Here is a 24,620-nt window from a genome sequence, read left to right as displayed (position 1 = left end):
GAGGAGGTCATTTTTTATAGACTTTTCTTTTTGAAAACTGCCAGTCCACTTAGATTAAAGATTACAATAACAGCTAAGCTAACTATAAGGGTATAGAAAATGGATTCACTATTAGCAGTCATAGCATAGAAAAACTGCAATGATAAATATGGCAAAATTTTGATACTTGGGAAGATGAGCATTGGCATAGAAAGTAAGATAGAGCTGACCAAATAGCCAATAAATACTGCAAGATAAGAATGACTAACATAGAGGATGAAGGAAACAATGGAAAGCCAAGCAAGGAGGCAAAGGAATTGAAGGGAAATGGTTATCAGTAGATTGCCAATAAAGCCATCAGGCATAGTGCCAAATCCATTTAAGATAGTTGCTGGAATAAAGGCAATCACAAGGCTGATGATAACTTGCAAGAGTGCAATACAAGTCAATACAAAGGCTTTTGCAAGGAAAAACTCGGTACGAGAAACACCCACTGTTAAATTATTTTTATAGAGTTTGCCGATTAAATCAACTCCAAGAACGAGGCAGGCTAGAACTATGCAGAGAAAAACGAGGTTTGAACCTTGACTAGATGCGTTAATCAGGGCTTGTACACCGTCCCAGCCATGGGTTGGAATTTCTGGCTCTTGTGTCTGGATTGCCATCAGATGGCCAGTAGCCCCAAAAATAGCCCCCATTAACATGAGTATAAAGAGAATGAATTCTGTAATCCAAAAACCTTTGGAACGGAAAAGACGGTAAAAGTCTGCTTGAATGGTATGTATCATGATTTTTCTCCTATTGGACCAATTGAGTGAAGTATTCTTCTAGGTTTTGACGGGCATAGTAAATCTCGTCAATGTCAACATCTGCCAAGGTTAATTCTTTGAGAATCTGTTTGACATCTTGTTCCTGACCAAAGATATGGATTTCATTTTCTGGATTAACAACCTTGAACTGGAGCTGGATTTGTTCTTTCAATACTTGACAAGCTTTCTCTTGATCAGCTGTCTTAAGAACAATGTAATCCTCACTTAGTGTTTCAAATTCAGCTTTGCTGATTTCACGAATAATCTTGCCTTGATCTAAAATACCAAAACGATTAGCTAGGAGATAAAGTTCTGACAAGATATGGCTAGAGATGAGAATGGTGATCCCTTTCTCTTGATTGAGCCGTTGAATCATTAATCGAAATTCTTTAATACCGATTGGGTCGAGACCGTTGATAGGTTCATCTAAAATCAGGAAGTCTGGTTTGGATAGGAGGGCAATGGCGATACCAAGTCTTTGTTTCATTCCTAGTGAGAAATCACGAAAGACTTTTTTACCTGTATCTGACAAACCTACATAGTCCAGCGTTTCTCGAATGACTTGATCAGCATTTGGAATATGACGAATCATACAATAATATTTCAGATTTTGATAGGCTGTTAAGTGATTATGAGCTACAGGTGATTCAATAACAGAACCTACTCGAGATAGAGCCTTGCTCCATTCATTTTCCGAATGGCTAGAGAAGAGGGAAACTGTTCCTTTATCCGCAAAGAGTAGTTGCGTAATAATTTTTATCAAGGTGGTTTTCCCAGCTCCGTTCTTCCCGATAAGCCCATAAATATCTCCCTCTCTTATCGTTAGATGAAGATCCTGAAGGATAGCTTGTTTGTCAAAGTTTTTGGACAATCCATGAATGTCAAGTACTGTTTTCATGATTCTCTCCTTTTGATTTATTTTGATAACTTTAGTATAAAGCATAGAAATCAAAGAAAGCTCAAGGATTTCTAAAGAGTTTCTAAAGTTTTAGGAATTCTTAAATATCAAAACCCAGTTGACATGAACTGGGCTTCTTAATTATAAAATATATTTCTCAATGGCACGCGCAACGCCGTCTTCTTCGTTGCTGGCTGTAACGGCATCCGCAAGAGATTTGACATAATCGCTGGCATTTCCCATTGCAACACCAAGACCTGCAAATTGGAGCATTTCAATATCGTTATTAGCATCGCCCATAGCCATGGTTTCTGATGGATCAATTTTCAAAATATCTGCTAGTCGAGAAAGAGCGGTAGCCTTTGTCGTACCAAGTGGCATGGCTTCATAAATGACAGGCTGTGAACGAACTCCACTAAATCGTTGGCAGAGTTCCCCAGCAAAACGATCTTCAAAATCATCTGTTTGCTCTTTTGTCCCTAAAAACATCCCTTGGAACATACGGTACTTGCCACTAGTCGCTTCCTCAAGAGAAATTTCAGTCAGGTCTGAAAAGACTAACTTAGCATCGTTTTGGATGACTTGATTTGGCTTGCCACCGAGGACAAAATAATGTTCCTCATCAAAAAGAGTCAACTGAACATCACTTTTTTCAGCTAAATCATAGAGGTATTCGATGTCAGCTGGACTCAGTTCTTGCCAGTCAACTAGTCCCCAGTCACTTGTCTGGTGAGTTGAACAACCGTTGTTAACAATCACATACTCATTCTGGAGGTCCAGCCCCAGTTTTTTGTAGTAGGGGAGGACACCGAAAAGGGGGCGCCCCGTACAGAGAACCAGTTTGACACCTTTTTCAATAGCTTGGTGAATAGCAGTAATGTGAGCTTGTGGGATTTCCTTGGCTTCATTGAGGAGGGTTCCGTCCATATCCAAGGCTAGTAGTTTAATCATAAGACTTCCTTTTCTAGGTGTTTTGCTTTTATTATAGCATATAGACTATAAAATGTCTGACAGAATTGTAACATTTCACTTTCTTTTTCTTGAAAAATAAAATAAATTCTTATATAATATGTATACTTAATATTTAAGGAGAAATAATGTCAAAGTATCACTTTAATTCAATTTACAAAAATGATGAAACAGAGTCTACAGGTCTTCTTTTCATCAAAGTCTACAACAAGTGGGAAAGCAACTTAAAAAGAGTTTTGAAATCAGTTGGCCTCACTTTGCCCCAATTTATCGTTTTAACCTCTCTCTTGTTTCTGTCTAATAGAGAGGAATATGTAACGCAAGTTGATATTGCTCGGTTCACTGGAATGGATGTCATGACGGTTTCCCAGATTGTTAGGCTACTGGAGAAGAAGAACTACATTAGACGTGATCAGCATCCAAAGGATAGTCGGGCAAAACTTGTCTCAGTGACGAAGTCTGGCGCAGAGAAGGTCAATCAAGCTTTACCCTTAGTAGAAGGGATTGATGAAAAATTTTTTGAAAAACTTTCTAACGATAGAGAAAGTTTTAATCGCATGTTAGCAGTGTTGGAGGAGAAAAATGCCTAGATATTGGGTCGGAGTTGTTTCGAAGAATCATGTTTTAAGAGGAGTTGAAGGGAATTTTTGTCAGGTCTGTCATGGGAAGGGTGGCCCTTTAAACCGTATGAAAAAAGGTGACTATCTTTTATACTATAGTCCAAAATACGATATGAACGGTCAGGATAAGTTACAGACTTTTGTGGCTGTAGGTAAGATTATAGACGACAAAGCCTATCAAGTAGAGCAGTTCGAAGGATTCTTTCCCTTTAGACGAAATGTTGAGTATTATCAACCAGTCAAAGATTGTTCCATAGAAATAACCAGACAACATCCTGAATGGAAAGACTATACTTCTCGGCTTCGTTATGGACATTTTGAAGTTTCCAAAGACTTTTTCCTCTATATCTTTCATTATATGAAAGTGGATGATGAAGTATGATTGATTTGCTAGTTAAATGATTTTCAACTAGAATTTTGGATTTGGACTGTGAAGAGAACTTTGCTATAATAGAGTAAGAAACTTTGATAAACCAAACGAGGCAGAGATGAAATTACTGTATACTGATATTCGGACTTCTTTGACAGAAATCTTGACCAGAGAGGCGGAAGAGCTGGTTGCTACTGGTAAGCGGGTTTTCTACATTGCTCCCAACTCTCTTTCATTTGAAAAGGAACGCGCCGTGCTGGAATGCTTGTCCCAGCAGGCTTCTTTTGCGATTACCGTCACGCGCTTTGCTCAGATGGCTCGTTACCTGGTTTTAAATGACTTGCCTACAAAGACCAGTCTTGATGACATCGGCCTTGGGATGGCCTTCTATAAATGCCTTGCTGAACTTGATTCCAAAGAGTTACGAGTTTATGGTGCGATTAAACAAGATCCTCAGTTTATCCAGCAGTTGATTGATCTTTACCACGAGATGACCAAAGCTCAGATGAGTTTTTTGGACTTGGAGAGTTTGACGGATGAGGACAAGAGGGCCGATTTGCTCTTGATTTTTGAGAAGGTAACGGCTTATCTCAATCAAGGCCAGTTAGCTCAAGGAAGTCAGTTGTCCCATTTGATTGAGGCTATTGAGAATGACAAAGTTAGTAGTGATTTTACTCAAATCGCCTTGGTTATTGATGGATTTACTCGTTTTTCTGCTGAGGAAGAGCGGATTGTGGATCTACTTCATGGCAAGGGTGTTGAGATCGTTATTGGGGCTTATGCTAGTAAGAAAGCTTATACCAGTCCATTCGCTGAAGGCAATCTCTATCAAGCCAGTGTGGACTTTCTCCATCATCTAGCCTCTAAATACCAAACGTCTGCTCTGGATTGTTCTCAAACTCATGAAAAGATGGATAGTTTTGATAAGGCCTCTCGTTTGCTGGAGTCTTCTTATGACTTTTCAGAATTAACATTGGATGTCGATGAGAAGGACCGTGACAACTTACAAATCTGGTCTTGCTTGACGCAAAAGGAGGAGTTGGAGCTAGTAGCCCGTAGCATTCGTCAGAAATTACATGCCAATCCAGACCTGAGCTACAAGCATTTTCGTATTCTTTTGGGGGATGTAGCTTCTTATCAATTATCTCTAAAAACGATTTTTGACCAGTATCAGATTCCTTTCTATCTTGGTAGAAGCGAATCCATGGCTCATCATCCCTTGACTCAGTTTGTTGAGTCTATTTTGGCTTTAAAACGCTATCGTTTCCGTCAGGAGGATTTGATTAACCTTCTTAGAACAGGTCTGTATACAGACTGCAGTCAGGCCGATATTGATGCTTTTGAGCAATATATCCGTTATCTTGGTATCAATGGCTTGCCAGCCTTTCAGCAAACCTTTACCAAATCCCACCATGGAAAATTTAATCTAGAACGTTTAAATGCTCTTCGTCTGCGTGTTTTAACACCTCTTGAGACTCTTTTTGCTAGCCGAAAACAAAAGTCTGAAAATCTCTTGCAAAAGTGGAATGTCTTTCTAAAAGAAGGAGCAGTAACTAAGCAGTTACAAGATTTGACAGCCACTATGGAAGTCCTAGAACAGGAAAGACAAGCCGAAGTTTGGAAGGCATTCTGTCATGTTTTAGAACAATTTGCGACCGTTTTTGCTGGTTCACAGGTTAGTATGGAAGACTTCCTAGCCTTGCTCCATTCTGGAATGAGCCTATCTCAATACCGTACCATTCCAGCGACAGTGGACACCGTTCTGGTGCAGAGTTACGATTTGATTGCGCCCTTAACGGCTGACTTTGTCTATGCCATTGGGCTGACTCAGGACAATTTACCAAAAATTGCGCAAAACACCAGTCTTTTGACAGACGAAGAAAGACAGAGCTTAAACCAAGCTACAGAAGATGGGGCGCAATTACTGATTGCCAGCAGTGAAAATCTCAAGAAAAATCGCTATACTATGCTTTCCTTGGTCAATTCTGCGCGTAAGCAGTTGATTTTGTCAGCTCCAAGCCTTTTTAACGAAAGTGAAAGTAAGGAGTCAGCCTATCTTCAAGAGCTGGTCCATTTTGGATTTAGTCGAAAAGAGAAGAGGATGAATCACAAAGGGCTGTCTAAGGAAGATATGGGTTCATATCACAGTCTTTTATCTAGTCTGGTTGCCTATCACCAGCAGGGCGATATGAGTGAGACTGAGCAAGATTTGACATTTATTAAGGTTCTGGCGCGTGTCATGGGTAAAAAACTAGACCAGCAAGGTTTGGAGAATCCAGCCCTCCCAACCAGTCCAAGCAGTAAGCAGTTGACCAAGGATACCTTGCAGGCTCTCTATCCAGCTGATCAGGAATTTTACCTGTCTACGTCTGGTTTGACGGAGTTTTACCGAAACCAATACAGTTATTTCCTCCGTTATGTTCTAGGCTTGCAGGAGGAATTGCGCCTACGTCCTGATGCCCGCAGTCACGGAAATTTCTTGCACCGTATTTTTGAACGGGCCTTGCAATTACCTGATGAAGATTCCTTTGACCAACGTCTAGAACAAGCTATCCAAGAAACCAGTCAGGAACGCGATTTTGAGGCTATTTATCAAGAAAGTTTAGAAGCCCAGTTCACCAAGGAAGTTCTGCTTGATGTAGCACGGACGACTGGACATATTCTCCGACACAATCCAGCCATCGAAACCATCAAAGAGGAAGCGAATTTTGGCGGCAAAGAGCAGGCCTTTATTCAATTGGACAATGGTCGCAGTGTCTTTGTACGAGGTAAGGTTGACCGGATTGACCGTTTGAAAGCTGATGGGGCGATAGGAGTGGTAGACTACAAATCCAGTCTAACTCAGTTCCAGTTTCCTCATTTCTTTAATGGCCTCAATTCCCAGTTGCCAACCTATTTAGCTGCCTTAAAAAGAGAAGGAGAGAACAACTTTTTCGGTTCCATGTACTTGGAAATGGCTGAACCTGTTCAATCTCTGATGGCCGTTAAAAGTCTGGCAGGTGCAGTAGTAGAAGCTAGCAAGTCTATGAAATACCAAGGACTCTTTTTAGAAAAAGAAAGCAGTCATTTGGGCGAATTTTACAACAAAAACAAGGCCAACCAGCTGACAGATGAGGAATTCCAGCTCCTACTGGACTACAATGCCCAACTTTACAAGAAAGCAGCTGAGAAGATTTTAGCAGGTCAGTTCGCCATTAACCCTTATACTGAAAATGGCAGAAGTATTGCACCGTATGTTCAGCAACATCAAGCCATCACAGGCTTTGAAGCCAATTACCACTTAGGCCAAGCCCGTTTCCTAGAAAAGTTGGACTTGGCTGACGACAAGCGTCTGGTCGGAGAAAAACTCAAGCAAGCTTGGTTTGAAAAAATAAGAGAGGAGTTGAATCGATGAAGCCCATTCCCTTTTTAACTGAGGAGGAAATTCAAAAATTGCAAGAAGCAGAAGCGCACTCGAGCAAGGAACAAAAAAAAACTGCCGAGCAAATCGAAGCCATCTATACTTCTGCTCAGAATATCCTTGTCTCAGCGTCGGCTGGTTCTGGGAAGACTTTTGTCATGGCCGAGCGCATTCTAGATCAATTAGCGCGTGGAGTGGAAATCAGTCAACTCTTTATCTCAACCTTTACCGTTAAGGCTGCCACAGAGCTTAAAGAACGTTTGGAGAAAAAAATCAGCCAACAAATCCAAGAAACGGATAATGTCGACCTCAAACAACACTTGGGACGCCAGTTGGCAGATCTACCCAACGCAGCCATCGGAACCATGGACTCTTTCACACAAAAATTCCTTGGCAAACATGGCTATCTGATTGATATTGCGCCTAATTTCCGTATTTTACAAAACCAAAGCGAGCAACTTCTTCTAAAAAACGAAGTCTTTCATGAGGTCTTTGAAGCGCATTATCAAGGTAAACAGAAAGATACCTTTAGTCATTTGCTGAAAAATTTTGCTGGGCGTGGCAAGGATGAACGGGGGCTGCGCCAGCAAGTCTATAAAATCTATGACTTCCTCCAATCCACCAGCAATCCTCAGAAATGGTTAAGTGAATCTTTCCTCAAAGGTTTTGAAGAGGCTGATTTTACCAGTGAAAAAGAAAAACTGATCACACAAATCCAGCAAGCCCTTTGGGATTTGGAAAGCTTTTTTCGTTATCATCTGGATAATGATGCCAAGGAGTTTGCAAAGGCTCCCTATTTAGAAAATGTTCAGTTGATTCTGGATGAAATTGGCTCCTTAAATCAAGAGTCCGATAGTCAGGCTTATCAAGCAGTGCTTGCGCGTGTTGTCTCCATCTCTAAAGAGAAAAACGGTCGGGCCCTGACTAATGCTAGTCGCAAGGCTGATTTGAAGCCACTGGCGGATGCCTACAACGAAGAAAGAAAGACCCAGTTTGCTAAACTAGGACAACTGTCAGACCAGATAACGATTCTCGACTATCAAGAACGTTACCATCAAGACACATGGGAACTAGCTAAAACCTTCCAAGCCTTCATGAGTGATTTTGTGGAAGCTTATCGTCAGCGTAAACGTCAGGAAAATGCCTTTGAATTCGCTGATATCAGCCATTACACCATTGAGATTTTAGAGAATTTCCCGCAAGTCCGTGAGGGTTATCAGGAGCGTTTCCACGAAGTCATGGTCGATGAGTATCAGGATACCAACCATATTCAAGAACGGATGCTGGAATTACTTTCTAATGGACACAATCGCTTTATGGTGGGAGATATCAAGCAGTCTATCTACCGTTTCCGTCAGGCAGATCCGCAGATTTTCAATGAAAAGTTCCAACGCTATGCGCAAAATCCACACGAAGGCAAGCTGATTCTCCTCAAGGAAAATTTCCGTAGTAGTTCAGAAGTGCTATCAGCAACCAATGATGTCTTTGAACGTCTCATGGACCAAGAGGTCGGCGAAATCAACTATGATAACATGCACCAGCTTGTTTTTGCCAATACCAAACTGACTCCCAATCCAGATAACAAGGCAGAATTTCTCCTCTACGACAAGGACGATACAGGTGAGGAAGAAGAGAGTCAAACAGAAACGAAACTAACAGGCGAAATGCGCCTGGTCATCAAGGAGATTCTGGAACTCCATCAGGAAAAAGGTGTTGCCTTTAAAGAAATTGCCCTTCTGACCTCCAGTCGCAGTCGAAATGACCAGATTCTCCTCGCCTTGTCTGAGTACGGAATTCCTGTCAAAACTGACGGCGAGCAAAACAATTATCTCCAGTCCCTAGAAGTGCAAGTCATGCTAGACACCCTTCGTGTCATTCACAATCCCCTGCAAGACTATGCCTTGGTTGCCCTTATGAAGTCTCCAATGTTTGGCTTTGATGAGGACGAGTTAGCACGTTTGTCCCTTCAGAAAGCAGATGATAAAATTCAAGAGAATCTTTATGAGAAACTGGTCAATGCTCAAAAACAGGCAAGTAGCCATAGAAATTTGATTCACACAGCTCTAGCTGAAAAACTAGAGCAATTCATGGATATCTTGGCTTCTTGGCGCTTGTATGCCAAAACCCACTCCCTCTATGACTTGATTTGGAAGATTTACAATGACCGTTTTTATTATGATTATGTTGGAGCCTTGCCAAATGGTCCTGCTAGACAAGCTAATCTCTATGCTCTAGCACTGCGAGCTGACCAGTTTGAAAAGAGCAATTTCAAAGGCTTGTCACGTTTTATTGGTATGATTGACAAGGTCCTAGAAGCCCAGCACGATCTTGCAAGCGTGGCCATCGCACCGCCAAAAGATGCAGTAGAGCTCATGACCATACACAAGAGTAAAGGGCTGGAGTTTCCTTACGTCTTTATCCTCAATATGGATCAAGATTTCAACAAGCAAGACTCTATGTCAGAAGTCATTCTCAGCCGTAAAAATGGACTAGGTGTCAAGTATATTGCCAAGATAGATACAGGAGCAGTGGAAGAGCACTATCCTAAAACCATCAAACTCTCCATTCCTAGCTTGACCTATAGGCAGAATGAAGAGGAATTACAGCTAGCTAGCTATTCAGAGCAGATGCGTCTGCTGTATGTTGCCATGACGCGGGCTGAGAAAAAGCTCTATCTTGTCGGCAAGGGTTCTCGCGAAAAGCTGGAAGCCAAGGAATACCCAGCAGCTAAAAATGGAAAACTAAATAGCAATACTAGACTGCAAGCACGGAATTTCCAAGATTGGCTTTGGGCTATCAGTAAAGTGTTTGCCAAGGATCATCTCAACTTTAGCTATCGTTTTGTTGGTGAAGATCAGCTGACTAGAGAAGCTATCGGTCAGTTGGAAAACAAAAGTCCTCTCCAAGATAGCTCCCAAGCAGACAATCGTCAGTCAGAAACCATTAAAGAAGCTCTTGAAATGCTGAAAGAGGTGGAAGTTTATAATAGTATTCACCGTGCAGCCATTGAACTTCCTAGTGTTCAAACACCAAGTCAAATCAAGAAATTCTACGAACCAGTTATGGATATGGAAGGTGTCGAGATTGCAGGTCAAGGCCAGTCAGTAGACAAGAAAATCAACTTTGATTTGCCAGATTTTTCAAGCAAAGAAAAGGTAACTGGAGCTGAAATTGGTAGTGCTACCCACGAACTCATGCAGAGAATGGACCTCAGCCAGCGACCAACGCTTGCTAGCCTGACAGAAACTCTTAAACAAGTTCAAACCAGCCCAACTGTCAGAGACAAGATCAATCTTGCTAAAATTCTTGCATTCTTTGACACAGCACTCGGTCAGGAAATTCTTGCCAATACCAACCATCTTTATCGCGAGCAACCTTTCTCCATGCTCAAACGAGACCAAAAGAGTCAGGAAGACTTTGTTGTCCGTGGTATCCTTGATGGCTATCTGCTTTACGAGGACAGAATCGTTCTGTTCGACTATAAGACAGACCGCTATGATGAACCAAGTCAACTCATAGACCGCTATTGTGGTCAGTTAGTACTATACGGAGAGGCTTTATCCCGAGCCTATTCGATTGAAAATATTGAAAAATACTTGATTTTACTCGGTAAAGACGAGGTTCAAGTTGTAAAAGTATAATCTAGAAAGGAGACCTCATGACACTCCCAGTTAGAAAATCCCTGCATGATGCGGTTTTACAGGCTTCAAAAGCTGATACTTGGGAACAAGCTACCAAGGAATGGAATGAAGTTTCCTTGATTTTTAACGGTATTGGCCGTAGCAATTGTGTCTGTGGAAATGCCATCAAGTACGCCTACGAACTCTTTAACGGTGTCACAGGTCAACGCCTCTTTCCAATTGGTAGCGACTGTGTTCGTCATTTTCATCGATTGTCCCTTGACCAGCAACTGGAAGAGGAAGAAAAACTGCTCAGAAAGGTTGAAAATCTGACCAGAAAAGCCCAGAAAAAGGAGAAAATCAAGATCAATAAAAGTGACTTTGACGAGCGACTTCTAAAATGGCTCTGGGAAAAAGATGTTTTCAAGCCTAATCGCGGCAATCAATTTACACCTGAGAGAGACTACCAGCTTTTCCTAGAAGTCTTTCAGGGAGGAAGTTGGACCAAGGCGGAGCCAAAGAAAAAGGCTCGTATGGAAGAAGTTCTTGAAAAATGTATCAAACCCTTCTTACTTGGAAAACCAGATGACCAACTCTATCTTGTAAAGCTAGGTAAGGAGAAAATTGACTACGAGCAAGAACTCCGTATCCAGGCTGAGAAAGAGCGCAAAAAGAGAGATAGAATCGCCAAGCAATATGCAGATAATCTGGTTCTAGCTATGGGCCCAGCAGAGCGTGCCTATCAAGATTACTTTGGCTTTACAGAAACCCTAACCCAAGAAGAACGCAAGTGGGAGAAAATTATTTTTGGTAAAAATCGGACAGAACGGGCTATCAAGGCCAAACAATACCAAAAAGAGTTGGAAAAAGACCAACGAATTGCCAGTCAAGATCCAATTGAAAGAAAACAGAAGCAGACCTGGCTCCTCAATTCCTATTTCCGTGAGCTTCCTGAAGAAAAAGCCCGATTTGCTCGGCTCATGTTAGAATATCGAAAAAGTGGAGAAGTTCCCTTTTCAACCGAATATCTGTCAGACCATCTGCTCGACTTTTTCTATAAAATGAAAGCCTTTGAGTTTGAAATCACACCAGAACAAGTTCGATATTTTCTAAAAGAAAGCCTTCAAGCAGAGCATCTCTCCTCAGCACAAGAAAACTGGATAGAAGGAATCCTCATCAACTGTATTAAACCATTTTTAGAACGATTATTGATATAAGTAACACCTACCGTGGAAATTTCATGGTAGGTTACATTTTATCCAAAAAGAGAAAATAGGAAATTGCAAACATTATTACTTGGTATTTTATATATAAAACAAAGTATGAAAACGTAACGCAATTTTAAGACTTTTTGGTAAATTAAGAGTATAATCGAAGTGTGTTACCTTTTTATAAGATAACAAGCTAATATAATAAAACTTACCTTACATATTTTTAAATCTTATTTCAAGGAGGAATAATGGAAAAGTACTTTGGTGAAAAGCAAGAACGTTTTTCATTTAGAAAATTATCAGTAGGACTTGTATCTGCAACGATTTCAAGTTTATTTTTTATGTCTGTATTAGCTAGCTCATCTGTGGATGCTCAAGAGACTAAAGGTGTTCACTATAAATATGTGACAGAGTCAGAGCTATCATCAGATGAGCAGAATAAGCTTGTCTATGATATTCCGACATACGTGGAGAATGATGATGAGACTTATTATCTTGTTTATAAATTAAATTCCCAAAATCAACTGGGGGAATTGCCAAATACTGGAAGCAAGAATGAGATGCAAGCCCTAGTTGCTGGTGCTAGCTTAGCTGCTCTGGGAATTTTAGTTTTTGCCGTCTCTAAGAAAAAGGTCAAGAATAAAACGGTACTACATTTAGTATTGATTGCAGGAATAGGAAATGGTGTTCTTGTATCCGCTCATGCTTTAGAAAATAATCTTTTGCTAAATTACAATACTGACTATGAATTGACTTCTGGAGAAAAATTGCCTCTTCCTAAAGACATTTCAGGTTACACATATATTGGATATATCAAAGAGGGAAAAACGACTTCTGATTCTAACGTAAATAATCAAGAGAAATCCGTAGCCACTCCTACAAAACAACAAAAGGTGGAATATAGTGTTACACCGAATTTTGTAGAGAATCCATCAACAGTACAAACTATTCAGGAACAAACACCTGTTTCTTCAACTAAGCCGACAGAAGTTCAAGTAGTTGAAAAACCTCTTTCTACAGAATTAACGAATCCAAGAAAAGAAGAGAAACAATCTTCAGATTCTCAAGCACAGTTGGCAGAACATAAGAATCCAGAAACGAAGAAAGAGGAGAAGATTTCTCCAAAAGAAAAGACTGGCGTAAATACACTAAGTCCACAGGATGAAGTTCTATCAGGTCAGTTGCATAAACCTGAACTCTTATATCGTAACGAAACTATAGAAACAAAAATAGATTTTCAAGAAAAAGTTCAGGAGAATTCTGATTTAGCTGAAGGAACTGTAAGAGTAAAACAAGAAGGTAAATTAGGTAAGAAAGTTGAAGTCATCAGAGTATTCTCTGTAAACAAGGAAGAAGTTTCACGAGAAATTGTTTCAACTTCAACGACTGCGCCTGTTACAAGAATAGTTGAAAAAGGTACTAAAAAACCTCAAGTAATGACGGAACAACCTGAGACCATCACAGAACATAAGGATCTACAAGCTGGGGCAATAGTTAAACCCGCAGTCCAGCCTGCCTTACCAGAATCTGTAGTAAGTGATAAAGGTGTACCAGAAGTTCAGCCTGAGTTGCCAGAAGTAGTTGTGACTGATAAGGGTGAACCAGCAGTCCAACCTGAATTACCCGAAGCAGTTGTAAGTGATAAAGGTGTACCAGAAGTTCATGAAAAACCAGAATATACAGGTGTACAAGCCGGATCTATTGTTGAACCTGAAAAAGTTGAACCGGAATATGCTGGAGTACAAGCTGACGCGGTCGTTAAACCAGAACAAGTAGCACCGCTATCCGAATATACAGGGGTGCAAGCAGGAGCGGTCGTTGAGCCGGAACAAGTAGCACCACTGCCAGAATACACAGGTGTACAAGCTGGGGCAATAGTTGAACCAGAAAAAGTAGAACCACCAAAAGAGTACACAGGAGTACAAGCTGGAGCAATAGTCGAATCAGAGCAAGTAGCTCCACTTTCAGAATACACAGGAGTACAAGCTGGAGCGTTAGTAGAACCAGAGAAAGTAGAATCACCAAGAGAATACACAGGAGTACAAGCTGGAGCGTTAGTAGAATCAGAAAAAGTAGAATCACCGAAGGAATATACAGGAGTGCAAGCTGGAGCTTTAGTAGAACCAGAACAAGTAACTCCACAACCAGAGTACAAGGGGACTCAGTCTAGTGCCATCGTCGAACCAGAGACCCATGCTTCCTTACCAGAATATATAGGTGAGCAATCGGGAGCTGTTGTAGCCCCTGAGACAGCTGAAAAACCAGAATATACCGGCACCCAGTCTGGAACAATAGTCGAGCCAGAGCAGGTTGCACCGCTACCTGAATATACAGGAGTTCAGTCAGGAGCCATAGTAGAACCAGAAAAAGTAGAACCACCAAAAGAGTACACAGGCATACAAGCTGGCGCTATTGTTGAACCAGAGAAAGTAGAAGCAACTAGAGAGTATTCTGGAAGTATTGAACAGCCAAGTACAGAAGATACTAAACCAAATAATGAAAATACTAATACACCAGAAGAAATGAGTATTCAGAAAAAATCTAGTGCATTAATTAATATGACCTTTATTACAGATTCGTCAAGGGGAACTGGAGTGGGATCAGCGACTTTTATTGCACCAAATGTACTTTTAACAGTCGCTCATAATTTCATTCATAATTCTACTGATAATACTACGGGTGAATTTAGAGGTGATAAAGCTAAAAACGAATATGGATGGGTAACTCCCGATGGGCGAAAAGGAAGCTTTACTGCTAATGATATCCATTTTTATAATAAACAAGATTATCCAAAAGGATTTATCTACGATTTAGCAGTGATTAAGCTACCTGAAACAACTGACAGAGAACATGTAGACTTAGTTAAAAATTATACTAAAGTAAATCTTAATGACAAACTAAATGTTCATGGATATCCAGGTGGGAAATATACGCACTTAAAAGATACTACGGTAGAAATGGAACAAAAATATGCGAATAATACCTACGGTGTTCAATATCAAGGTGGAAATCCTGGTATGAGTGGTGGAGGAATATTTAATGCTAATGGTGAAGTTATTGGTGTCCACCAAAATGGAGCACAAAATCGCTCAGGAGGATTGATTTTATCTCCTACACAATTATCTTGGATTAAGAGTATTATCGCAGGTACTGAAATTACTCCAACATATGATTCACTAGAACGTCATAAAGATGAGAAAAAAGACGATGTTAAAGAAGAAAAAGAAGTTATTAAGAAATTAGAACTTAGAAATATATCTTCTGTAGAACTATATTCAAAAGATGGTAATAAGTATCGACATGTAACTTCACTAGTTTCTGTGCCAAACGATCCAGAAAATTATTTCATGAAAGTAAAATCAGAGAACTTTAAAGATGTGATGCTTCCAGTTACAAGCATTACTAATGCTAATAAAGATAATAGAGATGTTTATAAAATAGTAGCAAGTGTAAATAATCTGATACAACATGAAAATAATAATGTACTAGAAAATTATACATACTATTTACCAAAAACTCAGCAAAGTGAAACTAGTGTCTATACATCGTTTAAAAATTTAGTAGATGCAATGAATAACACTCCTAATGGCACATTCCGTTTAGGTGCAACTATGGATGCTCGTGAACTTGAACTTCCAGATGGTCAAGAAAGTTATGTGAAAAATGAATTCCATGGAACATTAATAGGGCAAAATAATAATAAGTATTACGCTATATATAACCTGAAAAAACCACTATTTAATGTGCTAAATAGCGCTACAGTAAAAGATATTTCAATAAAAGATGCCAATATTTCATCAAAAGAAGATGCTGCAACATTAGCGAAAGAAGCGAGAAATAGAACTGTAATTAGTAATGTTCATGCTGATGGAGCGATAGCTGGTGAACATGGAATAGGAGGATTAGTATCACAAGTTAATAATTCTACTATTTCTAACAGTAGCTATACAGGCAGAATAACTAATACATATAAAACAGTTGCTAGTTATCAAATCGGAGGTTTAGTAGGTAAACTTTCTGGCCCGAGTGGTTTGATTGATAAATCGATTGCATCTATCTATATGGCGACGAATGCAACGCAAGGTGATCAGTCTATTGGTGGAATAGTTGGTGCAGTAGAAGATAGTGCACTAATTAGTAATAGTTATGCTGAAGGAAATCTTAATAATGTTCAACGTTTTGCAAACGTTGGTGGAGTAGTTGGTAATCTTTGGGATCCAGCTGGAGGATTAGAAAAATCTGGTCGACTTTCTAATGTACTAAGCGACGTTAATGTTACAAACGGTAATGCTATAACTGGAAAAGATTTCACTGACATGAAAGCAAAACATGTATATAGCAACAAAAATAATAAGGTTGTGAACGTAGTAGCAGAAGATGATGAAATCTTAACTAAGGATTCTGATGTTCAAAGAGGAGAAGTATTAGAAGACGCACAGATTAATGAGAAAAAAGCTTCTTTTGTATCTAAAAATACTATTAAAACAGAAGACTTTAATTTCTCTTCTAGATATGTAACTGACTATAGAAATCTTGAGAATGCCGTTTCATCTAAAGAAAAAGTATATAAAAATATAGAAAAACTATTACCGTTCTATAATAGAGAAACAATAGTTAAGTACGGAAATTTAGTAGAGGCAAGTAGTAATCTTTATAATAAAGAATTATTATCAGTTGTTCCAATGAAAGATAACGAAGTAATTAGTGATATTAACAAATACAAATCAAGTATAAATAAATTATTACTATATTACGCAGACAATACATCAGAGAAACTTAATGTAAATTATCAAAGTGATTTTTCAAATGTAGCAGAGTATAGAATAGGCAATACAAATTTAATTTACACACCGAATACATTACTTCGCAATTATCAAAATATTTTAGATGAAGTATTACCAGCATTAAATAGTGTAGAATATAAATCAGAGGCAATAAGAAAAGTATTAGATGTTTCTAAGGATGTTAGCTTAACGGAATTATATTTAGAAGATCAATTCAATACTACAAAACGTGATTTGAGAGACAGTTTAACGAAACTACTTACTGCAGATGCTGCAATAGCAGAAAATACCAACAGAATAATAGATAATTATGTAATTGAGAAAATTAAAAATAATAAAGAAGCTTTACTTCTAGGATTAACATACTTAGAGCGTTGGTACAATTTCAAATATGGTGAAACAAAAGCAAAAGATTTAGTTATGTATCACTTGGATTTCTTCGGTAAATCAAATAGTTCAGCTTTAGATAATGTTATCGAACTAGGTAAATCTGGATATAATAATCTACTAGCGAAAAATAATGTTATAACTTATAATGTTTTATTAGCGAAAAATTATAAAACTAATAATTTATTTGATGCATTAGAAAAATATAGACAAGCATTCGTGCCAGATAAAACCAATAACGAGTGGTTTAAAGAACAAACTAAAGCCTATATAGTAGAAGAAAAATCTACGATTAAAGAGGTAAGTGATAAACAATCAAAAGCAGGCACTCCGCAATCTATAGGGGTATATGATAGGTTAACTAGCCCATCTTGGAAATACCCAAGTATGGTCTTGCCGCTATTAACATTACCTGAAAAATCGGTGTTTATTATAGCCAACATTTCGACTATAGGATTTGGTGCTTATGATAGATATAGAAGTAAAGAACATCCAGCAGGAAATAATTTAAATAACTATGTTGAGGCAAAAGCTAGAGAAGCGGCTACTAGATTCAGAGATCACTATGATTACTGGTATAAAATACTAGATGATAAAAATAAAGAAAAATTATATAGAAGTGTTCTAGTCTATGATGCATTTAGATTTGGTACAGATGAAAAAGAAGATAAAGATACATACCAAGCAACTTTTGAAACTGATCATCCAGCAATAAAACATTTCTTCGGTCCGGCAGGAAATAATGTTGTTCATAATTCTAATGGAGCATATGCTACGGGAGATGCATTCTACTATATGGCATATCGTATGCTTGATAAAGATGGTGCGGTAACTTATACACACGAAATGACGCATAACTCAGATAGAGAAATTTATCTTGGAGGATATGGAAGAAGGAATGGACTTGGACCAGAGTTTTATGCTAAAGGATTGTTACAAGCTCCTGATCATCCATACGATCCTACTATTACGATTAACTCTATATTGAAGTATGAAGAAGCAGAAAATCCAACTAGACTTCAGGTAAAAGATCCTACAAAACGATTTAATAATGCAGAAGATTTGCAAAAATATATGCATAATATGTTTGATGTAATTTATATGCTAGAATATCTAGAAGGTAATGCAGTTGTTAAATTAGAGATTGATAAGAAAAACGAGTTATTGAGAAAAATAGAAAATAAATTTGAAACAGATCCAGATGGAAGTAAGGTTTATGCAACTAATGTTGTTCGTTACTTAAATGATAGTGAACTTAGCAAATTAACGACATTTAATAGTCTAATTGAAAATGATGTTATTACAAGAAGAGGATATGAAAATGACAATGATAATACCTTTAAACGAAATGGCTATTATACAATTAAACTATTTTCACCAATATATTCTGCTCTAAGTAATGATAAAGGAACTCCTGGTGATTTAATGGGACGTCGTATGGCGTTCGAGTTGTTAGCTGCAAAAGGTTTTAAAGATGGAATGGTACCATATATTTCTAATCAATACGCAGAAGAAGCAAAAGCAAATGGTGACGTTATTACATCATATGGTAAAAAAATCGGTAATGTAACTGATGATTTAGTGCTTAAGAAAGTGTTTAATAATGAATATAAATCATGGATTGATTTCAAAAAAGCAATGTATAATGAGCGAATAGCTAAATTTAATAAATTAATGAGCATTAGCTTCATTAACCCAAATGGAGATTGGTTCAGAAAAGATAGAGTGACAATAACAAATATAAATGCGCTTCAAAGAATGATGACTACTGCTGTCAATGAAGATGCTGAGGATTATCTTGTGAATATATATCCAGAAAGAAGTAGAGTTCATAAACTTAAACAGGCAATATATAAAGCTTATCTCGATCAAACGAATGATTTTAGAAGTTCAATTTTTGAGAATAAAAAATAGTGTTTGCTATTAGGAAATTAAAAGTAAAGGTAGAGGATTACAATTGTCATTATTAAAAAAAGATAAATTTTCCATTAGGAAAATAAAAGGTATTGTTGGCTCAGTATTCTTGGGAAGTCTTTTATTCGCTCCGTCAATTGTTGGTGCATCGACTTATCACTACTTGGATTATAGTAATTTGACACAAACTGAACGTGATCAGCTCAAACAAGGTAGACCTGACGACTCAAAAGAATCATATGCTTTGGTTTATGAGAAAGACGCACTACCAAATACTGGTCAATCACAATCTATTATGACTGTATTTGGTTTATTGACCATCGGTAGTCTTGTTGTAGTTATTACAAAAGATAAGAGAAATAAAAAAATAGCTACATTTTTGATTGTAGGGCGACAGGCTTAGTTACACTATCAACTACTTCAGCACTTAATTTGAATGCTAACATCCATGAGTTTGGACGTGATGGTGTGTTGCAAATTTCTGGTTACAGATATGTTGGTTACTTGGAGCTTGATGAGAGAACTGTTTCGTCGGTTTCTCCAGCATCAACTGTTTCGCCAGTTGAGCAACCCAAAATTGTAGCAGAGAAAGGCGAACCTGAGGTTCAGCCAGAATTACCAGAAGCGGTCGTAACCGACAAAGGCGAACCTGCAGTTCAACCAGAATTGCCAGCATATGTAGTCACTGAAAAAGGAGAACCTGAGGTTCAAGCAGCTTTACCAGAAGCTGTTGTAACTGAAAAAGGAGAACCCGAAGTTCAAACAGTCTTACCAGAAGCTGTTGTAACTGAAAAAGGAGAACCCGAAGTTCAAACAGTCTTACCAGAAGCTGTTGTAACTGAAAAAGGAGAACCCGAAGTTCAACAAGATTTACCAGAAGCAGTCGTGACCGACAAAGACGAACCTGAGGTTCAAGCAGCTTTACCAGAAGCCGTAGTCACTGAAAAGGGCAAACCTGAGGTTCAACCAGCTTTATCAGAAGCTGTAGTCACTGAAAAAGGAGAACCTGAGGTTCAAGCAGCTTTACCAGAAGCCGTAGTCACTGAAAAGGGGGATCCTGCAGTTCAACCAGCTTTACCAGAAGCTGTTGTAACTGAAAAAGGAGAACCCGAAGTTCAAACAGTCTTACCAGAAGCTGTTGTAACTGAAAAGGGGGAACCTGAGGTTCAACCAGAATTGCCAGCAGCAGTAGTCTCAGAAAAGTTAGAACCTGAGGTTCAACAAGAATTACCAGAAGCTGTTGTAACTGAAAAAGGGGAACCTGCAGTTCAACCAGCTTTACCAGAAGCAGTCGTGACCGACAAAGGCGAACCTGAGGTTCAAGCAGAATTACCAGAAGCTGTTGTAACTGAAAAGGGAGAACCTGAGGTTCAACCAGTGTTACCTGAATATACTACAAAAGTTGCACCAACTTTGACTTTGGATAAGGTAACAGAAGATGCGATGGCTCGTTCAGCTAAATTGGATTACACTCTTGAAAATACAGGTAATGCTGAAATCAAGAGTATTATAACTGAAATTAAAGATGGGGACACTGTTGTTAAGCGAGTTGATTTATCTAAAGAAAAATTGACAGATGCTATTCAAGGTTTGGATTTATTTAAAGATTATAAAATTGCAACAACAATGACTTACAATCGTGGTGAAGGTGATGAAACGTCTAAATTGGATGAAAAACCTTTACGTTTAGAGTTGAAAAAAGTTGAAATTAAAAATATCGCATCTACTAATTTAGTGAAGGTAAATGACGATGGTACTGAAACACCTAGTGATTTCATGACTGAAAAACCTTCAGATGAAGATGTGAAGAAAATGTACTTAAAAATCACTAGTCGTGATAATAAAGTAACACGTTTAGCAGTTGATAAGATTGAGTTGGTGACTGAAAAAGAAAAAGAACTTTATAAAATTACAGCAACTGCCCAAGATTTGATTCAACATGTTGACCCATCTAAAACTAGAAATGAATACATTCATTACATTGAAAAACCTCGTCCTAAGGTTGATAATGTTTACTATAATTTTAAAGATTTAGTAGATGCTATGAATGCTGATAAAAATGGTACATTTAAAATCGGTGCCGATTTGAATGCAACGAATGTACCAACACCTAAGAAATGGTATGTTGATGGTGATTTTAAAGGTACATTAAAAAGTGTGGAGGGGAAACATTATACCATCCATAACACGGAGCGTCCGTTATTCAAGAATATTATCGGTGGTACAGTAACCAAAGTAAATCTGGGGAATGTAAATATCAATATGCCTTGGACAGACCGCATTGCACCGATTGCCGACACTATTAAAGGTGGCGCTAAAATCGAAGATGTCAAAGTGACTGGTAACGTATTAGGTAGAAACTGGGTATCTGGATTTATTGATAAGATTGATAACCAAGGTACACTCAGAAATGTGGCCTTTATCGGTAACGTAACTGCTGTCGGTGATGGTGGACAATACTTGACCGGTATCGTTGGTGAAAACTGGAAAGGTTTAGTAGAAAAAGCATATGTGGATGCTAATCTTGTCGGTGATAAGGCAAAAGCTGCGGGAATTGCTTATAGTTCACAAAACGGTGGGGATAACGGTGCTGTAAGTCGTGATGGTGCGATTAAGAAATCAGTAGCAAAAGGGACCATTACTGTAGCTAAACCAATCGAAAATGGTGGTGTTGTAGGAAGCATGAAGCATCACGGTTCCGTTGAAGATTCAATTTCCATGATGAAAGTATCTAATGGTGAAATTTTCTATGGTTCTAGTGATATTGATTATGATGATGGCTATTGGACAGGAAATAATGTGAAACGAAATTACGTTGTAGTAGGTGTCAGTGATGGGAATTCTAGCTACCAGCGTTCAAAAGATAAAAATCGTATTAAACCTATTTCTGAAGAAGAGGCAAAATCTAAAATTGAAGCTACAGGCATATCCGCAGATAAATACGAAATCAACGAACCTATAGTCAACCGCTTAAATCGTTTAACAAGAAAAGAAGATGAGTATAAGACAACTCAAGACTACAAAACAGAACGTGATTTAGCATATCGTAACATTGAAAAGCTTCAACCGTTCTACAACAAAGAGTGGATTGTTAACCAAGGTAATAAACTAACTGAAGGTTCAAACTTGTTGACAAAAGAAGTGTTATCAGTTACAGGAATGAAAGACGGACAATTTGTAACCGATTTATCAGATATTGATCATGTGATGATTCACTATGCGGATAAGACTAAAGAAATCAAAGCTGTTCATCACAAAGAGTCTAAAGTAGCGCAAGTTCGTGAGTATAGTATCGATGGATTGGGTGACATTGTTTATACACCAAGCATGGTTGATAAAAATCGTGATCAATTGATTAAAGACATTAAAGATAGGTTAGCGACTGTTGAATTAATTTCTCCTGAAGTACGTGCCTTGATGGGTAATCGGGATAGAACTGAAGAAAATACAGAGGAACGTAAAAACGGTTATATCCGAGACCTTTATCTCGAAGAAAGTTTTGCTGAAACGAAAGCTAATCTTGATAAATTGGTCAAATCTTTGATTGAAAATGCTGACCATCAATTAAATAATGACGAAGCGGCTATGAAAGCACTTGTTAAGAAGGTGTATGAAAATAAAGCTAAAATCGTGATGGCTCTTACTTACCTTAACCGTTACTATGATATCAAGTATGGAGATATGACTATCAAGAACTTGATGATGTTTAAACCTGACTTTTATGGTAAGTCAGTTGACCTTCTTGATTTCTTGATTCGAATTGGATCAAGTGAGCGAAATATCAAGGGCGACAGAACTTTGGATGCTTATCGTGATATGATTGGTGGAACTATTGGTAAAGCTGAATTACATGGCTTCTTAGATTACAACATGCGTCTCTTTACTAACGATACTGATTTAAATGATTGGTTTATCCATTCGGCTAAGAATGTATATGTATCAGAACCTCAAACAACGAATCCTGATTTTGCTAACAAACGTCATCGTGCATTTGATGGTTTGAACAATGGAGTTCATAATCGTATGATCCTACCTCTATTAACGCTTAAGAATGCACATATGTTCTTGATTTCAACTTACAATACAATGGCTTATAGCTCTTTTGAGAAATATGGTAAGTATACAGAAGAAGCTAGAAATGAATTCAAAAAAGAAATTGATAAGGTTGCACATGCACAACAAACTTACCTTGACTTCTGGTCACGTTTAGCATTACCAAATGTACGAGATAGATTGCTTAAGAGTGAGAAAATGGTTCCGACACCTGTATGGGATAACCAGACCTACAATGGTTCTCCTGTAGGTCGTCGAGGATTTGACAGTAAAGGTAACCCTGTAGCCCCAATTCGTGAATTATATGGTCCAATATGGCGACACCATGATAGAGACTGGCGTATGGGCGCTATGGCCTCAATATTCCCTAATCCAAATAATGATGACAAGGTCTTGTTTATGGTGACGGATATGATTAGTCAGTTTGGTATTTTAGCCTTTACTCACGAAACAACACACGTAAATGATAGAATGCTTTATTTCGGTGGTCATAAGCATCGTCAAGGTACAGACGTCGAAGCCTATGCTCAAGGTATGTTGCAAACACCGGATAAATCTACAAGTAACGGTGAATATGGTGCTCTAGGTCTTAACATGGCCTATCATCGTGAAAATGATGGTGACCAATGGTATAACTATGACCCTGATAAACTTAAAACTCGTGAAGATATTGATCGCTACATGAAAAACTACAATGAAGCGTTAATGATGTTGGATTATGTTGAAGCAGATGCTGTAATTCCAAAATTAAATGGTGATAATAGCAAGTGGTTCAAGAAGATTGACAGAGTCGATAGACATGTTGATGGATTAAATAATTTAACTGCTCCACACCAATGGGATAAAGTTCGTGACCTAAATGACGGAGAGAAAACTAAACCATTGGCAAGTATTGATGATTTGGTTGATAATAATTTAATGACCAAACATAACAATCCGGGTAATGGTGTGTTCCGACCAGAGGACTTCACGCCTAATTCAGCATATGTTAATGTTCAAATGATGGCTGGTATTTATGGTGGTAATACAAGCAAAGGTGCTCCAGGTTCATTATCATTCAAGCATAATGCCTTCCGTATGTGGGGTTACTTTGGCTATGAAAATGGATTTATCGGATATGTATCTAGCAAATACCAAGGTGAAGCTAATAAACAAAACCAGGGTAGATTGGGTGATGATTTCATTATTAAAAAGGTTTCAGACAACCAATTCTCAAACCTAGAAGACTGGAAGAAATATTGGTATCACGATGTTAAAGCTAAAGCTGAAAAAGGATTCACAGAGATTACAATTGATGGACAAACCATCCACAACTATAATGAACTGAAAGCCTTATTCGATAAAGCTGTCACAGAAGACCTCAAGAAAGCTGGAAACTACTCAAATACTGAGAATTTGAAATCCAAAGTATTCAAAGCCCTTCTTAAAAATACAGACGGCTTCTTTAATCAACTGTTTACAAAAGATATTTAAATGTTTAAAATATAAAGGAGACAGTTTTTTGCTCCCTATGAAAAGTCATCATTTGATGGCTTTTTTCTATACAGAGAACTTAAAATGCTATCATCAGACAAAATAGAGAAGGCATGATATAATATAAAGTAGA

At 38.3% G+C, this 24,620-nt stretch carries 11 protein-coding genes and 1 pseudogene; 9 read left to right on the top strand and 3 right to left on the bottom strand.

All coding sequences use genetic code 11. The features are described 5' to 3' along the window. Positions 1-14: 14 nt before the first annotated feature. The 3 genes from RWP09_RS05610 to RWP09_RS05600 all read right to left on the bottom strand — a co-directional run bounded on the left by RWP09_RS05610 (position 15) and on the right by RWP09_RS05600 (position 2,637). Positions 15-767 carry an ABC transporter permease gene (locus tag RWP09_RS05610; RefSeq protein WP_000581958.1) on the bottom strand — a complete coding sequence of 251 codons (753 nt, stop codon included), beginning with the start codon at positions 765-767 and terminating at the stop codon, positions 15-17. Between the two features lie 10 nt (positions 768-777). Continuing rightward, positions 778-1,686, bottom strand: a complete 909-nt coding sequence (locus tag RWP09_RS05605) for an ATP-binding cassette domain-containing protein (protein ID WP_314434932.1) — start codon at positions 1,684-1,686, stop codon at positions 778-780. A gap of 141 nt (positions 1,687-1,827) precedes the next feature. Beyond that, on the bottom strand, positions 1,828-2,637 hold the full coding sequence (locus RWP09_RS05600; RefSeq protein WP_314434929.1) for a Cof-type HAD-IIB family hydrolase: 810 nt from the start codon (positions 2,635-2,637) through the stop codon (positions 1,828-1,830). Positions 2,638-2,783: 146 nt separating this feature from the next. On the opposite strand from RWP09_RS05600, the gene RWP09_RS05595 reads away from it, so the two are divergent. The 9 genes and pseudogenes from RWP09_RS05595 (at position 2,784) to RWP09_RS05560 (ending at position 24,487) form a co-directional block, all read left to right on the top strand. Continuing rightward, entirely contained in the window at positions 2,784-3,245 is a 462-nt protein-coding gene (locus tag RWP09_RS05595; RefSeq protein ID WP_314434925.1) for a MarR family transcriptional regulator, read from the top strand. After that, complete coding sequence (locus RWP09_RS05590) at positions 3,238-3,657, top strand: EVE domain-containing protein (protein ID WP_314434921.1); 420 nt, start codon at positions 3,238-3,240, stop codon at positions 3,655-3,657. Before RWP09_RS05595 ends, RWP09_RS05590 begins: the two co-directional genes overlap by 8 nt. Positions 3,658-3,763: 106 nt before the next feature. After that, positions 3,764-7,039, top strand: coding sequence for an ATP-dependent nuclease subunit B (gene rexB / locus RWP09_RS05585; protein ID WP_314434919.1), 3,276 nt, complete (start codon positions 3,764-3,766; stop codon positions 7,037-7,039). Continuing rightward, the gene (gene addA / locus RWP09_RS05580) at positions 7,036-10,686 is read left to right on the top strand and encodes a helicase-exonuclease AddAB subunit AddA (RefSeq protein WP_314434916.1); all 3,651 of its coding nucleotides are present in this window, start codon (positions 7,036-7,038) and stop codon (positions 10,684-10,686) included. Before rexB ends, addA begins: the two co-directional genes overlap by 4 nt. A 17-nt stretch (positions 10,687-10,703) precedes the next feature. Then, entirely contained in the window at positions 10,704-11,882 is a 1,179-nt protein-coding gene (locus RWP09_RS05575; protein ID WP_314434913.1) for a hypothetical protein, read from the top strand. Between the two features lie 242 nt (positions 11,883-12,124). Then, positions 12,125-12,184: pseudogene (locus RWP09_RS09865) on the top strand (YSIRK-type signal peptide-containing protein); the annotation flags it as partial. A 147-nt stretch (positions 12,185-12,331) separates the two neighbouring features. Beyond that, positions 12,332-18,961 (top strand): ZmpA/ZmpB/ZmpC family metallo-endopeptidase, encoded by a 6,630-nt coding sequence (locus RWP09_RS05570; RefSeq protein ID WP_399553569.1) that lies wholly within the window; start codon positions 12,332-12,334, stop codon positions 18,959-18,961. 43 nt (positions 18,962-19,004) lie between these two features. Then, a complete protein-coding gene (locus RWP09_RS05565; RefSeq protein ID WP_314434907.1) occupies positions 19,005-19,364 on the top strand; it encodes an LPXTG cell wall anchor domain-containing protein in 360 nt (119 codons plus the stop codon). 29 nt (positions 19,365-19,393) lie between these two features. Beyond that, entirely contained in the window at positions 19,394-24,487 is a 5,094-nt protein-coding gene (locus tag RWP09_RS05560) for a ZmpA/ZmpB/ZmpC family metallo-endopeptidase (protein WP_314434906.1), read from the top strand. The last annotated feature ends 133 nt before the right edge of the window (positions 24,488-24,620 follow it).

The organism is uncultured Streptococcus sp. (assembly GCF_963521255.1).
Classification (GTDB): Bacteria; Bacillota; Bacilli; order Lactobacillales; family Streptococcaceae; genus Streptococcus.
The sequence above is the reverse complement of the archived record's forward strand: the minus strand, read 5'-3'. Positions and strand labels throughout refer to the sequence as shown.